14 protein-coding genes and 1 pseudogene are annotated in these 16,311 nt (G+C 54.0%); 4 read left to right on the top strand and 11 right to left on the bottom strand.

Going from position 1 to position 16,311, the window contains the following annotated elements; translation table 11 throughout:
- Nucleotides 1-41 precede the first annotated feature (41 nt).
- On the top strand, nt 42-1,145 hold the full coding sequence (locus RJ38_RS09510) for a site-specific DNA-methyltransferase (protein ID WP_039018602.1): 1,104 nt from the start codon (nt 42-44) through the stop codon (nt 1,143-1,145).
- A gap of 156 nt (nt 1,146-1,301) precedes the next feature.
- Here the strand turns inward: RJ38_RS09510 and RJ38_RS09515 are convergent, their stop codons facing one another.
- Together RJ38_RS09515 and mutY are read right to left on the bottom strand one after the other, a co-directional pair.
- Nucleotides 1,302-2,435 carry an alkane 1-monooxygenase gene (locus RJ38_RS09515; protein ID WP_039018603.1) on the bottom strand — a complete coding sequence of 378 codons (1,134 nt, stop codon included), beginning with the start codon at nt 2,433-2,435 and terminating at the stop codon, nt 1,302-1,304.
- Between the two features lie 46 nt (nt 2,436-2,481).
- Nucleotides 2,482-3,521 (bottom strand): annotated as a pseudogene (gene mutY / locus RJ38_RS09520) (A/G-specific adenine glycosylase).
- A gap of 73 nt (nt 3,522-3,594) precedes the next feature.
- On the opposite strand from mutY, the gene RJ38_RS09525 reads away from it, so the two are divergent.
- Genes RJ38_RS09525 through RJ38_RS09535 form a run of 3 tightly spaced genes read left to right on the top strand, consistent with a single transcriptional unit; the run spans nt 3,595 to nt 5,957 of the window.
- Nucleotides 3,595-4,128 carry a DUF721 domain-containing protein gene (locus RJ38_RS09525; protein WP_039018604.1) on the top strand — a complete coding sequence of 178 codons (534 nt, stop codon included), beginning with the start codon at nt 3,595-3,597 and terminating at the stop codon, nt 4,126-4,128.
- 12 nt (nt 4,129-4,140) lie between these two features.
- Nucleotides 4,141-4,818: a DsbA family protein gene (locus RJ38_RS09530; RefSeq protein ID WP_039018884.1), complete on the top strand. Its 678-nt coding sequence runs from the start codon at nt 4,141-4,143 to the stop codon at nt 4,816-4,818.
- Nucleotides 4,815-5,957 carry a CaiB/BaiF CoA transferase family protein gene (locus RJ38_RS09535; RefSeq protein WP_039018605.1) on the top strand — a complete coding sequence of 381 codons (1,143 nt, stop codon included), beginning with the start codon at nt 4,815-4,817 and terminating at the stop codon, nt 5,955-5,957. Before RJ38_RS09530 ends, RJ38_RS09535 begins: the two co-directional genes overlap by 4 nt.
- Here the strand turns inward: RJ38_RS09535 and lpxK are convergent.
- The 9 genes from lpxK to RJ38_RS09580 form a co-directional block, all read right to left on the bottom strand.
- The gene (gene lpxK / locus RJ38_RS09540) at nt 5,947-6,948 is read right to left on the bottom strand and encodes a tetraacyldisaccharide 4'-kinase (RefSeq protein WP_039018606.1); all 1,002 of its coding nucleotides are present in this window, start codon (nt 6,946-6,948) and stop codon (nt 5,947-5,949) included. The two genes, RJ38_RS09535 and lpxK, sit on opposite strands and share 11 nt — an antisense overlap.
- The gene (locus RJ38_RS09545) at nt 6,935-8,188 is read right to left on the bottom strand and encodes a glycosyltransferase N-terminal domain-containing protein (protein WP_082005690.1); all 1,254 of its coding nucleotides are present in this window, start codon (nt 8,186-8,188) and stop codon (nt 6,935-6,937) included. Before RJ38_RS09545 ends, lpxK begins: the two co-directional genes overlap by 14 nt.
- A complete protein-coding gene (locus tag RJ38_RS09550) occupies nt 8,185-8,430 on the bottom strand; it encodes a DUF4170 domain-containing protein (RefSeq protein WP_039018608.1) in 246 nt (81 codons plus the stop codon). Before RJ38_RS09550 ends, RJ38_RS09545 begins: the two co-directional genes overlap by 4 nt.
- Nucleotides 8,431-8,525: 95 nt before the next feature.
- Nucleotides 8,526-9,317: an inositol monophosphatase family protein gene (locus tag RJ38_RS09555; protein WP_039018609.1), complete on the bottom strand. Its 792-nt coding sequence runs from the start codon at nt 9,315-9,317 to the stop codon at nt 8,526-8,528.
- Entirely contained in the window at nt 9,304-10,650 is a 1,347-nt protein-coding gene (locus tag RJ38_RS09560; protein WP_039018610.1) for a TldD/PmbA family protein, read from the bottom strand. Before RJ38_RS09560 ends, RJ38_RS09555 begins: the two co-directional genes overlap by 14 nt.
- A gap of 129 nt (nt 10,651-10,779) precedes the next feature.
- Nucleotides 10,780-12,324, bottom strand: a complete 1,545-nt coding sequence (locus tag RJ38_RS18150) for a hypothetical protein (protein ID WP_052245310.1) — start codon at nt 12,322-12,324, stop codon at nt 10,780-10,782.
- Between the two features lie 232 nt (nt 12,325-12,556).
- Nucleotides 12,557-14,338, bottom strand: a complete 1,782-nt coding sequence (locus RJ38_RS09570; RefSeq protein ID WP_039018611.1) for an SLC13 family permease — start codon at nt 14,336-14,338, stop codon at nt 12,557-12,559.
- A gap of 156 nt (nt 14,339-14,494) precedes the next feature.
- The gene (locus RJ38_RS09575; RefSeq protein WP_238321672.1) at nt 14,495-15,394 is read right to left on the bottom strand and encodes a DMT family transporter; all 900 of its coding nucleotides are present in this window, start codon (nt 15,392-15,394) and stop codon (nt 14,495-14,497) included.
- The gene (locus RJ38_RS09580; protein ID WP_039018612.1) at nt 15,391-16,224 is read right to left on the bottom strand and encodes a TIGR00282 family metallophosphoesterase; all 834 of its coding nucleotides are present in this window, start codon (nt 16,222-16,224) and stop codon (nt 15,391-15,393) included. Before RJ38_RS09580 ends, RJ38_RS09575 begins: the two co-directional genes overlap by 4 nt.
- Between the last annotated feature and the right edge of the window lie 87 nt (nt 16,225-16,311).

Consider the following 16,311-nt stretch of genomic DNA (forward strand, 5'->3'; position numbering starts at 1 on the left):
ATCACGAGGTGCGCTTAAGACACCCGGATATTGAGGCAGATATGAAAAAAACCAGTACAAAAGCGGCTGTTGAATTGCCGCTGAACGAAATACTTGCGGGCGATTGCATTGAGATCATGAACGGCCTTCCTGAAGGTTCCGTTGATCTGATTTTTGCTGATCCCCCCTATAATCTCCAACTCAAAGGCGATCTTCACCGTCCCGATAATTCCAAAGTGGATGCGGTTGACGATGAATGGGATCAGTTTTCCAGTTTCGCCGCCTATGACAAATTCACCAAAGAATGGCTGGCAGCCGCGCGTCGTGTGCTGAAGCCAAATGGTGCGATCTGGGTGATTGGATCTTACCACAACATCTTCCGCGTGGGTTCCGAATTGCAGAACCAAGGTTTCTGGATTTTGAACGATGTGGTTTGGCGCAAGTCCAACCCAATGCCGAACTTCCGCGGCAAACGTCTGACCAACGCCCATGAGACAATGATCTGGGCCGGTAAATCCGAAGACGCGAAATGTACCTTTAACTATGAAGCGTTGAAATCCCTGAATGAGGGCATCCAAATGCGCTCTGATTGGGTTCTGCCGATTTGTAACGGTGGCGAGCGTCTGAAAAACGATGCGGGCGAGAAAGCCCACCCCACACAGAAACCTGAAAGCCTGCTGCACCGCGTTCTTGTGGGTGCGACCAACCCTGGTGACGTTGTGCTTGATCCGTTCTTTGGCACGGGCACCACTGGCGCTGTTGCAAAGAAATTGGGCCGTGATTTCATCGGTATCGAACGTGAAGAAGCGTACCGCACGGTTGCTGCAAAACGTCTGTCCAAGATCCGTAAGTTCGACAAAGAAAGCCTGATTGTATCGGTGTCCAAACGTGCGCAACCACGCGTGCCATTCGGCCAGCTGGTGGAACGTGGCATGCTTCTGCCGGGCGAAGAGCTGTATTCCATGAATATGCGCCATAAGGCCAAAGTTCGTGCGGATGGCACCCTTGTGGGCGGGCCTGACGTAAAAGGATCAATCCACCAAGTGGGCGCTGCCCTTGAGGGTGCGCCAAGCTGCAATGGCTGGACCTATTGGTGCTATAAGAAAGACGGAAAGACTGTTCCGATCGATCTGCTGCGCCAACAAATTCGCGCTGAGATGAACTAAGGCTGAGCTGAGGTTCACAGAAATCACCAACGGGGCATACGACCCTGTTGGTGTAATTACAGAATAACTGGTTACCGCCTGTGCCTGCGATTTCGTTCGCGGCGCATACTTGCCCCGCTGCATCCTGTAGCGGGGCCTTTTTGCTTAAGCGACTGTTTAACGAGGCATGGGGTTTGTCGCGTTTTTATATGCCAGCCAGCTTTCGATTTCAGGGTAATATGTCCGGCGCCAGGTTTGAACTTTTGGGTTCATAATGCGTCTCCAGACCGGTGGGATCATCGCCGCCACCGCCATGATCGGATACCCATAAGGCAGCTGAGGGGCCTCCTCTGCGGTATAGTTTTGAAGCAGGGGAAAGCGGCGATTGGGTTTGTAATGATGGTCAGAATGACGCTGTAGATTGATCAACAACCAATTGGTGGCTTTATGGGCAGCGTTCCAGCTGTGATGGGGTTTGACATGTTCGTATTTGCCATCGCCCAAATGTTTGCGGGTGAGACCATAGTGTTCGACATAATTGGTGAGCTCCAGCTGCCAAATCGCGATGAAAGCCTGCCATAGAAACAGCAAAAGCCCAGTGATCCCACCAAGCGCGATGGCCAGCACAAGCATCGCCCCTTGAAGGGCCCAGTACAGATAAAACGGGTTGCTTGGATGGCCGGGGGGCATTTGGCGGGCCTCAAGTCGACGGGTTTCCACTTGCCAAGCCGATTGAATTGATTCGACAAAGACACGACGAAAATAGCGATGGAACCCTTCATTGTAACGCGCTGTAACGGCGTCGCGTGGCGTTCCAACGTACCGATGATGCACTAATAAATGTTCACTGCGGAAGTGGCTGTATAAAACCATGGCCAACAACAGATCGGCCAACACACGTTCAATGCGAGGCTTTTGATGCATTAATTCATGGGCGTAAACGATGCCAACCGACCCGCACATTACACCCATGCCAAAGAACAGAACGATCTTTTCCCAAATCGCAAGGTGACCGCTGTGGGTCACATACCAGAGAATCGCAAAGCTGGTGATGAACTGAATAGGGAACCAAATCATGGTGATGAGACGATACCAGAACAGATCGTCGTCATCGGTGTCGGTATCGGCGTTGTCCAAGTTTAGACCTGTGAATGCGTCGAGAATTGAAAAGAAATACCAACAGATCACAGGCAATAAGAAGACCGCCCATCCACCATTTACAGCGCCAAAAATGGCGGTGGGCACGGTGAGAAGGCTCATCCAGAAGGGCAGGGCTTTTGTGAAATGGTTAAGGTTCGGGGGAAATGACATAATGAACTCCTGATTGCGGCGATAAAATCGCAATCGGGTTAAGAATTCAATGTGGCAAATGCGGGTGCGCCATGGTGAAGGCTTTGCGCATAACCGTTGGAAGATCCGATGCGCTGAACTTGTGTTTGGTGATGAACAGGCCGGGGCAATCTTGGGGCAGATCAGCATAACGCAGATGCAGGATCAGATGGAAATGCGTGAACGTATGGCGCACTTCCCCCGGAAGGACCTGCCAATCGGCCTTTACAGGGGCGGCTTCTTTCGCAATATCGCCCCATTCTGCACCGGGCCAACCCAGCATTCCGCCCAAAAGACCTTTGTCGGGGCGACGTTCCATCAACCAAGCGCCATCTGCGCGACGACCAATATAGGCGATGCCGTGGCGTGTTGGTTTGGGGGCTTTCGGTGTTTTCTTGGGAAAATCAGCGTGATCCCCGGCTTTGCGTCCGTCGCAATATGTCATCCAGGGGCAAATGCCGCAGGCGGGTGATTTCGGGGTGCAAATCGTCGCCCCAAGATCCATCACGGCTTGGGCGTAATCGCCAGGGCGTTGTTTTGGGGTTAGGGCCGCCGCCAATTCGGTAAGTTCAGGTTTAGCAGCAGGTAAAGGTGTTTCAACGCGGTAAAGACGTGACATGACACGTTCCACATTGCCATCCAGCACGGTGTAGGGCTGATCAAACGCGATGGAGGACACCGCCGCCGCCGTATAGGGGCCGATCCCAGGTAATTTAAGTAAAATCGCGTGATCATTAGGGAAAATTCCACTGTGATCGGTCACAATCGCGCGGGCACATTTTAACAGGTTTCGGGCGCGCGCATAATATCCAAGCCCGGCCCAAGCGGCCATAACGTCTTCGTCAGGGGCATTTGCAAGATCATGACACTTGGCCAGCGGGTGGTGAACTTTAGGAAATATTCCTTAACAGCGGCAACCGTGGTTTGCTGCAACATGATTTCGGACATCCAAATGTGGTAAGGATCTGGCGTGACGCCATTTTTTCGCATGCTTGGCGCTGTGCGCCAGGGCATTTCGCGGGCGTTTTGGTCGTACCAAGATAGCAACTCACCACTTAAATCGGCCATATCACGCAAGTTTTACATCCTTTGAAGTCTTTTCGCTGGTGCCCCGCCCGGGCCGGGATACAATACATGTGAAATGGAAAAGCACACCTATAAAAAGACGGCGCCTTATCGTCGGCGTGGACGCAAGTTTACGCGCACCGGCAGTCTGTTGGAAAAGCAGATTCGCAAGGTCGGCGAAAGCCGTGGGTTTAGTGTTTCACGCCTTTTGACCCATTGGGCTGAGATCGTTGGCGAAGAAACGGCCGCCACCGCTTTGCCTGTGAAGGTAGGCTATGGGCGTGGTGGAATGGGGGCAACCTTGACGGTGCTTACGACGGGGGCGAACGCGCCATTGTTGCAAATGCAGGCTGAAAAGATCCGCGAAAAGGTGAATGGCTGTTATGGCTATGCGGCGATATCCAAGGTGAAGATCACCCAGACAGCCGCCACGGGTTTTGCCGAGGGGAAAGTGCAGTTTAAGCCAAAGCCGCGCAAACAGCCTGAGAAGATCGTTACCGAAGAGATGAAGCATAACGCGCGCGATGTGGTGGCGGGGGTTGAGAATCAAACCCTGCATGATGCTCTCGCGTTGCTTGGTGAAAACATTTTATCCAAACAGAAATCCTGAAGAGGTATGAACATGCAAAGAAGAACAGTTCTTGGTGCGGGCGCTGCGGCGCTTTTGGGCGGCGGCGCTTGGTTTTTAAGCCAAGGTGCAAGGCCTGGCACAACAACATTTGCGCCTATCAGTGCTGCAAATGCGCAAGAAGCAAGTGACATTGATACATCTGGTGTGATTGAAATGGTGCTTGGCGATGCGGATGCGCCTGTGACGATCACGGAATATGCGTCCTATACTTGCCCACATTGTGCCAGCTTTCATGCAAATGTGATGCCACAGCTCAAGGCGAATTACATCGATACGGGCAAGGTGCGTTTCATCTATCGCGAAGTGTATTTTGATCGTTTCGGCCTTTGGGCGTCTATGGTTGCGCGTTGTGGTGGCCCACTGCGTTATTTCGGTATCCAAGATGTGTTGTACAGCACGCAGCGCGAATGGCTTGATGGTAGCGACCCGGCTAAGATCGTCGAGAACCTACGCGCAATTGGGCGTTCTGCTGGTGTTTCGGATGCAGAATTGGACACATGTTTCGCGGATGAAGACATGCCGCGTGCGATGCTTGCCGTGTATCAGAAAAACGCTGAGGCTGACGCGATCACATCCACGCCTTCGCTAAAAGTGAATGACACCAAATACGGCAACATGAACTATGCTGATCTGGCGGAATTGATTGATGCGGAGCTGCCAGCAGAATGACACCACTTAAAGGTCTGAAAGTCGTCGAACTTGCCCGTGTACTTGCTGGTCCATGGGCGGGGCAGACGCTTGCGGATTATGGTGCGGATGTTATCAAATTGGAAAGCCATGAAGGCGATGACACGCGGCAATGGGGGCCCCCTTTTGTTGAACGTGATGGATCGGCTTCTTATTTTCACAGCTGCAACCGGGGGAAACACTCGGTTGCGGTTGATCTTCGCAGTGCGGAAGACCAAGCCTTTATCCGGGAACTGGTTTCTGGTGCTGATATCCTAATTGAAAACTTCAAACTGGGTGGTTTGGCAAAATATGGATTGGATTATGAGACCCTAAAACAGGTGAATCCGGGTCTTATCTATTGTTCGGTCACAGGTTTTGGCCAGACCGGGCCCTATGCGCATCGCGCGGGATATGACTATATCATCCAGGGCATGTCCGGCCTCATGAGCGTCACGGGTGCCCCCGAAGGCCAACCGCAAAAGGTTGGAGTTGCGGTGACTGATATCTTTACAGGATTATATGGGGTGACCGCGATTTTGGCAGCGCTTCATCAGCGTCATAGCACAGGAACAGGACAGCACATCGACATGTCCTTGCTGGATGTTGCTGTGGCGATCGGGGCCAACCAGGGCATGAATTACCTGACAACCGGTAACGCGCCACAGCGTATCGGTAACGCACACCAAAATTTGACGCCATATCAAGTGTTTGATTGTTCCGACGGCTGGTTGATCATCGCAACGGGCAATGATGGGCAATACCAGCGTTTGTGCTGTCTTCTTGACTTGGAAGACATGGCATTTGCGCCTGAATATTTGAAGAATGCGGATCGGTTAAAAAACCGTGATCAGATGACGCGCCGCTTGACAGAAAAGACCCTAACACGGACAAAATCGGATCTTTTGGCCGCCTGTGAGGCCCATAACGTGCCAGCGGGTCCGATCAATGACATGGCAGATGTGTTCGCAGACCCGCAAGTTGTTGCGCGGGGCATGCAAGTGGATCTGGATGGCATACCGTCTGTTCGCGCCCCAGTGATTTTTTCTGATGCCGAGCTTTCGATTGCCCAGCCATCACCTGCGTTGGACGAACATGGGGCTGATGTTCGTGCAAAACTGTGGAACGCAATTAAGAGTTAAACAAGTTAATAAGGCTCTGTTTCAGGGGAATAGGGTCTTTAAACTGTAAGCGCACCGGCAAAGTTAACACTTTCTGTCGGTATTTTTGCGGCAATCTTGCAGCGTCTTTTTCTGTGGTGACAAGCTGCGCCCTGTGAGATTTCGCATCTGACAGCAGCCGTGACATCAAGCGGTCTGACAGGGCTTGATGGTCTGCAAGCGGTTCGGTGTGGATCAAATCGGCCCCGAGGTTTTTCAGTGTCAAAAAGAATTTCTCGGGTCGCCCAATTCCAGCAAAGGCGAAAACAGGCATGTCTTTCCAGTCCATTCCCGTTTGCAATGGCGCGAGAGAGGCCTGCGCGATAGGCAGGTTGGGTGCGATCTCGTGGATTTTGGCACCCCAGGCGGCGTCAAAGCCAGATTGTGCTGCCTCATCCCCGATGGCAATGATCTGAGCAGCACGCGGAAGCCCTGCTGTGATCGGTTCACGCAATGGTCCGGCTGGGATACAACATCCGTTGCCAAAACCCACATTGGCATCGACCACGATGATCGGTAAATCAGTGTCTAATGCAGGGTTTTGAAAGCCATCGTCTAAAATGATCACATCGGCCCCTTGCGCAATGGCAAGCTCGGCACCTGCGGCGCGGTCTCTTGCAACAATCACCGGTGCGAAGGCAGACAGCAGCAAGGGTTCGTCACCAATGCGTTCGGCGGTGTGCTTGCGTTCGTCCACACGCAATGGATCGATCTGGGTGCCACCATATCCGCGCGAGACGATGTATGGGGTGTGTCCCATCGCCTGCAACTCAGAGGCAAGCCAGATGCAAACCGGTGTTTTTCCAGTACCACCGGCGTTTAGATTGCCGACACAGATGGTGGGTACGGGCAGGGATTTGGGGTGCCCACGGGCCAGGCGGCGTGCTGTCGCGAGGGCATAAAGCGCCCCCAGAGGTGACAGAACGCGGGCTTTCAACCCCAAGGGTTGTGACCAAAAATCAGGGGTGCGCATCGGGGATCCCCTTGCCGTCGAGGACAGATGCAGCAATGTCGGTCAAACGATCCAGAATCACGGCCCCTTCGGTGATTGTTTCCCACGCGTTATGGGCCAGACGGGCAGCTTTGTCTGGGGCAAGCAATTTGATTACGGCATCAGCCAGTGGCTGTGTGTCTGTGACACATATACCTGCGCTTTGATCTATAAGTTGGTCCATTATTCTACGTGTGTTGTTGCCGTATTGCCCAAAGATCAAGGCTGCCCCAAGAGCTGCTGGGGGGAGTAATCGTGGACTGTGACCGGGTGTTAAAGTTTGGCCAACGAAACAAACGGATGCCACGCGATACCACATGCCGATTTCTTCGGGGTGATCTGCGACATAGACCTGACAGTCTTGTTCAGGATCTTCGCCATCAGATCGCAACCCCACGGATAGGCCTCGGGCTTCGGCGAGTGCCTTGATCATGGCGCCGTCTTCTTCACGGGCTGGGCAAATCAGCAACAACAAACGGTGAGAGCTGCGTAAGGCGCGTTCATGCGCGGTTAGGACCGCTTCAAATTCATCTGGGACACAAAGCGCGGCCAGCCAAAGTGGACGGGCTGCAAGGCGTTGGCTGACGTCTGCGAATTCGGCTTCGTTGTAACTTGGCGGGCATGCACCTTGGCGCAACGGGCCAATATTTTCGACACGGGCGTTGTCGCCAAAGGCGGTTTGGAGGCCTGCGAAGCTCATCTCGTTTAGTGAAAAAGCTTTGTCGAAGTAACGCAGGATTGCGCTGCGAAGGCCGGGGGTGGGCAGGGATGTGCCAGGCGATAGCGTCGAGATTTCTGCATCTGCAAGTAGCATGACTTCGCTGGTGCGTGCAATTTCAGATAACAGAGCTGGATGTGAGGTGCCACCCGTCCAAATGCAGATGTCCGGCTGCCAATAGGTGGCAATGCGGGGATCATCGTCCGCAAATATCAACGTCACGGTTTGTGTCATTGGGGCGGATGTAAGATGGGCGTCAATTTGGGATTTGACGTCGGCGGATTGGGTGGTGATCAAGACCCAAAGCTCGCCACGATCCTCGGCCAATCGATGGGCCAACTCAATGAAGGCAACAGCCTGTGTTTCTGTGCAAGCGTGCAACCAAACAAGGGGGCCGACGGGGCGGGCGTCTTTCGGGTCAATTGCTTGATCAGAAAGACGCTTCCGCCGGGTGAGGGCCTCATATAGCTTCAGGCTGAGGGAAGGGGTGAAACCGGTTTTCAGTTGCCGAGTTCCTCAGTCGGAGAGGCGGCTGTGGCCTCGTCGCGGAGACGGTGGATATGCGCAATGAAGTAGCGCATGTGGGCATTGTCAACTGTGCGCTGAGCCGCAGATTTCCATGCGTTGTAGGCGCTGTCATAATCGGGAAACATGCCGACGATATCGATGTCGTTAACATCCTTGAAAGCATTTTTAGATGGGTCGGTCAGTTCGCCACCAAAGACGAGATGCAGGCGTTGGGTCATTGGAACCTCAGAGTTTTAAAAGTTGCCGTCAACCTATGCGATGATGCCACATGTTTAAAGGAGAAACCCAGATGTTACGCTGACGTGCCCAGACGTTACGCTGGAATGGATGTGTGTTTCAGACGAGAGATCAGATCACTGTGCAGATCTGGCCCTGCGGCCAACATTCCGCGGAGTTTTGGGTGGGCATTGTTGAAGCGCGCTTCGCCCTGCGCAAGGTCGGTGACGGTTGCGCCAGCAAGTGTTGCGATTAGACTGCCTGCTGCGACGTCCCATTCCCAAGTTGGGCGGATGGTGATCATCGCGTCAAACCGACCTTGGGCCACCAAACACAGGCGCCAGGCCAATGACGATCGGAAGTGGCGTTCAATGGGGGGCGTTTGATCATCTTGCCAATGGTCCGGTGCAAAGTTGGGCTTCGCCCCCAGCACTTTTGCCCCTTGTGTCGCCGCAGCGGTCACCTGAATGGGTTTACCGTTCAGGGTGGCTATGCCGTTTTTATGGGCCAAAAACATTTCGTCTCGGATCGGCAGATAAACAGCGGCGGCAATGACTTCGCCTTTTTCGGCAATCGCAAGAGAATGCGAAAAGCTGCTATCGCCTTGAATAAATGCACGGGTGCCGTCGATTGGATCGATGATGAAAACCCGATCATGGTTTAACCGTTTCTGGTCATCTTCGGTTTCTTCTGACAGCCAGCCATAATCGGGCCGTGCGCTGCGCAATTCACTGTGCAACATGCGATCAATCGCAAGATCGGCTTCGGTTACCGGACCTGCACCATCGGGCTTATCGGTGACGTCAGGGTTCTGCTTCCAGAATTTGCGCGCGATGTCACCACTGGCCAGGGCTGCGTCACGCAGAAGGTTAAGATCAGCTTCCGGCAAGGGTCATTCCTTCAATCATCAAGGATGGAACATTGCGCGAAAGATGCATACGGGCGTCATTTGCGGGAATGATGCGTTTCAACATGTCGCGCAAATTCCCGGCGATGGTACATTCGTTGACGGGGTATTGGATTTCCCCGTTCTCGATCCAGAAACCAGATGCGCCACGGGAATAATCACCTGTATTCGGGTTGATGGTAGATCCGATCATAGAGGTCACCAATAGGCCCGTTCCCATGTCTCGCAGTAGCTCGTTTAGGGTCTGATTCCCCTGCGTTAGAGCCGCATTTCCACTTGTGGGGGATGGCCCTGATGATGTGCCACGACTGGCATTGGCTGTGCTTTCCATACCCAATTGACGCGCTGTTGCTAGGTCCAAAGTCCAGCCGGTTAGAATGCCGTTTTCAATGATGTTGCGCGAAGTGGTCGCAAGACCTTCAGCGTCAAACGGGCGTGATCCACCAACACGGGGGCGATGTGGGTTTTCTGTCAGGGACATATGATCTGGTAAAACCTGTTCGCCAATACAATCTTTCGCCCAGCTGGATCCGCGCGCAACGGACGCACCATTCACAGCACCCAGAAGATGCCCGATAAGCGAACTTGAGATGCGTTCATCAAAGATCACAGGGTAGGTGCCCGTTGCGGGTTTGCGGGCATTGGCGCGGGCGACCGCACGTTCTGCGGCGATGCGGCCGATCTCTTCGGGTGTGATCAAATCGCTTTGGAAGATGCGGGAATCACCGTAATAGTCACGTTCCATTTCGGTGCCGGTTCCCGTAATCGCGACACAGGATGTTCCGCGATTGCTGCGCCCGTAACCACCGGCAAACCCCGCACTGGTGGCAAGGTGGATGCGGCTTGTGCCGTATCCCGCGCTGCTTGACTGTACTTGTGAGACGCCGGAAATTGCTTGGGCCGCGGCTTCGGCACGGCGGGCGTCTTCTTCCAAATCTGTTGGGGATGGTTCTGGCGACGGGTCTTCGAGTTCCAGCGATGCGAGATCAAATGCTGTTGTAAATTCCCCGGCTTGGGCTTGGCATGCCCAGGGATCGTCTGGGGCTTCTTTTGCCATGGCAACGGCGCGTTCGGCCATTTGTGCGATAGTGTCAGCGCGCGTATCCGACGAGGACGCAATAGCCGTGCGTTGACCGATAAACACCCGCAAGCCAATGTCTGTACCTTCGGAACGTTCGGCATGTTCCAACGCGCCATTTAGGACATCAACGGAAATGGACTGGCCTTCAACGGCGATGGCATCCGCGTGATCTGCACCTGCTTTACGCGCGGCTTGTAAAAGGATGTCGGTGATGTCGGAAAGGGCGTTTGTCATAATCGGACCTGCTGCTGTTTGTACCAGAGGTAATTGCCCAAGCGCTCTCGCACAAGCAGATGATGCAAATGAGCAAAAGAAAAGGGCCGCCCAGTTTGCTGAGCGGCCCGTTTAAGTCTGATATCTCACTTATTTTAAGCGCATGCCGTTGGCTAGGATATGGCCCTCTTCGGTCATCTCAATTCGGGATTTTAGTGTATCTTCACCTTCACCTGGAACAGCAATCAGTCCCATCATCATACGTGCGCCCATTGCTTGTTGCTCAGGTAGGAAACCCATTTTAACGAGATTATCCATCAGGCCATTCACGCCAGAGGCGGCCAATTTGATGTGTCCGGCAGGTACAGGATCGCCGCCGCTAGCTACATCATCATAGTTCACCTTCATCTCACCTGTGCCGGTGATGCTGGCACCCGCTGCGGTCAATTCAAATGCATCTAAACGGATATCGGTTGGCGCCAAGGGCAGATTGTCGGGGCCGACAGCGTCCCATGCCGCAAGGTCAAGAATATCGATTTTCCAAACAGGGTCGGCTGATAGATCAAGGGTCAGCTGCGCAGGGTCACGGGCCAAGACTGCGGTCGGGTCAAATATGCCCCAGATTTCGTCGTTCAACGTGAAGTCGTTTAGAGAAATCATATAACGCGCGCGACTGCCGTCGGCGACAAGGGGGGACGTTAATTCAACACCTGCGCCTGAGGCGTTGATTGTGACGGGCGGGATGGGGCCGCCACTCAGGTCAAGTTGGGTTTCACCATACACACCAGTGAGCTTTACGAGATCTTGGTTTGCAGTGATTGCATATTCAAGGTCGCTTGCCACAATGTTACTGTTTACTTCGCCCATTGGCGTCACTTGGGTTTGCTGTTGCTGCACGTCATCGACAGTGCCTTGCATGGATAGTGCAAGGCCCGCTTGCAAGGCTGCGACTGTGCCCTCTGGTGTCGTGAAGTCGATCTTGTCCGGTAGCGTCAGTGAGAATTCGTATGCGCCACCCGTTTGCGTTTGAGTGGTTGCCTGGCGGCCCTCGTCGGTCCCGGAGTCAACCAGGAAGTCATAGGATGATTTTGCTGTCGTGCCAGTTGACACTGCGTGCCACCCATCCATACGATTCACGGTGGTTTTCGCGGTCAGACCTTCGGCAAGAACAGACAGTTCAAAGACAAACTTCGCGAGATCTTGTGTGGAAATGTCGTTGCCTGTGACGGACCAATCGGACACTTTCCAAGACATGTCATCAAGGCTTATATCGTAGATCATTTCGTCAACAGACCCACTGATGACCGAGGCGCGACCCGAAGTGGTCCCTTCAAAAGAAAGCGCCCCGCCATCTTTGCCATAGACGACGGAAACGACACCTTGCTGACTGTCAGGCCAAATGACAGATACTGCGCCATCGTTTTCATTCAAAGAGACCTCGCCAATGTTCAGTCGAATCTCTGCGGGGGCTTCCATTTCGCCGAATTGCGGAATGGTCACCGTGAATTCTAGGGCCGATAAGTCGACGCCAGCGTTGGTCTCTTGCGTGTTTGCTGACAGGGTCATACCCATCCGTGCGGCGTCTTCTTGCCAAGCTTGCCAGACCTCGGATGCGGAAATATCCGCAAGCGCCGTTGTGGTCATCAAGATAGAGGATGTGGCTGCGAGGCCGCTCAGTGTAAGAATACGGTTCATTACAGAGCCTTTCTGTGAGAAATTTGGGATCAATTATCGTTGTGAGTGTGTGGGGGTCAAGGCGTGTGTGCGTGGCCCGCGCTAAACCAGTTATGTTTTGCGTATGGTGTTGGAAACCAAAGCGTCGCCATAGGGCGGTGAATAAGAATACGATGTTCTTGCTTGCATGTAGGAAATATGGGGGCTTTTCAGTTTGTTTCAAGCGGATGGGACAGATTGCCCCACCTTGAATTTACAATGGCCAGAAGAAGGGGATCAACAGTGATGCCAATAATCCAACGGTCAAATTCAATGGAATACCGATCTTCATAAAGTCTGTAAATTTGTAACCACCAGGACCATAGACCATCATATTTGTTTGATATCCGATGGGGGTGGCGAAACTTGCGCTTGCTGCGACCATGACCGCAACGACCAAAGGCCGCGCGTCCACGCCCAAGGCTTCGCCCAACCCAATCGCGATGGGCGTGACAACCACCGCAACCGCATTGTTGGACACAAGTTCCGTCAATACCGATGTCAGCAGATAGACCGCCCAGACAATCAGGAAAGGTGGCAACACGCCAAGGCCTGGCGCAACAGCGTCAACGATCAACCGCACCGCCCCTGAGGCTTCCAATGCCGCACCAATTGCCAGCATCGAAAAGATAAGGGCCAGTAAGCGCCCGTCGATAAAGGCGAACGCTTCTTCGGCATCGATACATTTCGTCAGGAAAATCAACGCGACGGCAATGATGGACAGCAGGAAAATTGGGGCAACACCAACAGCGGCAAGCCCCACGATGCCAAGCAATGCAGCAATGGCAATAGGGGCGTTGGCCCGGCGAAACGCCCGACCAGAGGGTTTGGTGACGTCAACAAGGTTCATGTCATTTGCGAGGCGTTGGATATCCTCCGGTGCGCCTTCCAGCAGCAGGGTGTCCCCCACGCGCACGACCAGATCGTCAATTTGACGTCCGATGTTTTGATTGCGGCGATGAACAGCCAGCGGATAAACACCGTATCGCCGACGAAGACGCAGTGACCCCAGCGATCGACCAACCATTTTGGCATCCGGCGAAATCAGAACCTCAACCGTGCTGGTTTCCACTGCGGAAAGTTGATCGACGCGTTTAAGGCTTTTGTTACGTTGTAGCGACAAAAGCTCGGTCATTTCTGTGCGCAAAACCACGCGGTCGCCAACCTGCAAGATCACGTCTTTAAGGTTGCGCCGCAGGGATAAATCCCCACGCAAGACGTCGATCAATCGCACGCCTTCACGTTTGAACAATTGCACGTCACTGACTTCACGCCCGATCAAGTTACTTTCGGGCGGGATCGCTGCTTCTGAGAAGAATTTCTTTTTGGACTGGTTTGACAGTAGATCTGCCATGCTATCGCGGTCCGGCAGCAGTTTTGGCCCGATGAACCGCAAATAGATCATGCCCCAGATCACAAGGATAATGCCCAGCGGCGTGACCTCGAAGATCGAAAACGCCTCCATCCCGTTTGCACGCGCAACACCATCCACAAGCAGGTTGGTTGAGGTGCCGATCAAGGTCAGGGTGCCGCCAAGGATCGCGGCATAAGACAGGGGGATCAACATCTTAGAGGCCGGCAGCCCAAGGGTGCGCGCCAATTGCACGAAGACCGGGATCATCACAACGACCACCGGGGTGTTGGACACGATGGCCGAACTGAAGATCACAAACCCCATCAACATCGCCACGGCGACAACGGGCTGGGTCTGGGCTTTGCGGTCGGCGTATTGCGTGAACCAATCAAGCGCCCCCGTGCGCACCAATGCCCCCATGATGATGAACATCGCCGCAATCGTCCAGGGCGCTGGGTTTGCCAGCACTGGCAGGGCTTTTTCATAGGGTAAAATACCCGTGGCCAGCATCAAGGCAACGCCAGAGATGGCCACGACTTCGGTTGGATAAGATTCGCGTAGAAATAACACAAACATCGCCGCCACCACGCAAAGTGCAAGGATGGCTTGTCCCGTAGGGGAGAGAAATTCAGCTAAGATCATCAGGACCCATATTCGTTACAATCGCACAAGTGTCGCGGTTTATGCGTGCGGGTGCAAGTGTGGTGTTTGGCATTTGCTGCTACTATGGTCCTACTTTGGTTGACCAAGTGGCACATATGTAATCTCAAACATGAGCTGTAGTTGGTATGGCATTGTTTATTCCGCTTCCCTCGGTTGCACCAAAAACAGCCCGGCCATCATCAGAACCAGGGCGAACCAAATATAGCTGGAATAGCTCTCGGACAGTAGGATCATTGACCATAGAAGTCCGGCGGCGGTTACGATGTAGGCCACTTGGGCCGAGAACACAGCACCGGCGCGACCAACCAACCAGACATAACCCGTATAGGCGATGACATTGGTGATGGCCCCGATGACAATCGCCAGATCCGGCGCGCCCCAGGGACCGCGCGGATCAATGAACGTGCCGCTGATCAGGGCGATGGGCAGGCTTGTGATGACACCAAGCAAGCTTGCGCCAAGCAAAACCCGCACCGGGCCTTCACCTGTATCGCCCCATTTTGCCACAAGATTGCCTTCCAGCCCGTATAAAAACGGCGCGATCAAAGCCAGCGGGATAAAGACCACCATGGCGCGTTCTGGCAGGCTGGCCTCGGGCCCTGCGATCAACAGAACCGCGGCCATGCCCGTGAGCAACCCTGCGAAACGTCGCCATGCGAAACGTTCGGCCCCGAAGGCAAGCGCGATGGGAAAGGCAAACATTGGGACCAGCGAAATCAGCAGGGCCACGACGCCGGCGGGCAGGTAAACAGACGCGGTGTAAGACGCCCAGTTGGGCAGCAATGTGCCGCACAGCATCACTGCCAGATAAAGCCTGATTTGTTTGCGCTGAAAGCCGGGCCAGACGCCGCGTTGCCAGCAAATCACTGCTAGAACAGATGCGGCAATAAGTTGATTCCAAAAGATAATACCGAAATCGCGGTAGCCCGCAGAAACGGCAATTTTGTTCAACGGAAAGGACGCGCCCCAGATCAAGCCGCAGCCCAGCAGCATCAGGAACAGAAAACCATTTCCTTGCTTTGCGCGTGCGATCACGCCGGGGGCCAAGCGCTGTCGGGGGATGATGGTTGCAAACGCCCGCCATTGCGGATCATCGCGACGCGTTTTGCTTTGCCTGTCATATCGTTGGTTTCGACAAACAGCCCGGATAGGGTCGCTTCTTCCACGGCGGGGGTGAAACGCCCCTTGCCCATGCCGGTTACGAAACGGCGCATAGGTTCGTCTTTTTCCATGCCAATGACGGAATTATAATCGCCACACATGCCGGCGTCTGCTTGAAACGCCGTGCCTTTTGGTAGGATTTGCGCGTCACCTGTTGGGATATGGGTGTGGGTGCCGACCACAACACTTGCTCGCCCATCACACCAATGACCCATGCCCATTTTTTCGCTTGTGGCTTCGCAGTGAATGTCCACAAGGCTGGCTTGCACGCGGCCACCAAGGGGGGCTTTTTTCAGCTCGGCCTCGACCGCGGAAAATGGGTCGGCAAAGGGGCGTTTCATAAACACTTGGCCCAATGCCTGTGTCACGAGAACCTTGCGCCCGCGTGTCGCTTCAAAGATGCCAGCCCCACGACCAGGCGCGTTTTTGGCAAAGTTCAGTGGGCGAATGATACGCGGTTCTTCGTTGATATAGGTGTTCATATCCCGCTGATCAAAAGCGTGATCACCAAGGGTCACAACATCGGCGCCCGCCGCCAAAATTGCTTTCGCATGGCCAGCGTTCAGCCCCATACCAGAGGTTGCATTTTCGCCGTTCACCACGACAAAATCGAGCTTCCAGTCTTTCCGCATCGCAGGAAGACGTTCAGTAATTGCATTGCGGCCAGTACGACCAACGACATCGCCGAGAAATAGAATACGCATATCCCTGCATTATCACGGCCATGGTGTCGCGCAAGCGTAGAAACGACTGGAACGTCGCGTTTTTGCCTGATAGCCGCCAGGAATGGG

This window comes from Halocynthiibacter namhaensis (assembly GCF_000812685.1).
Taxonomy (GTDB): Bacteria; Pseudomonadota; Alphaproteobacteria; order Rhodobacterales; family Rhodobacteraceae; genus Halocynthiibacter; species Halocynthiibacter namhaensis.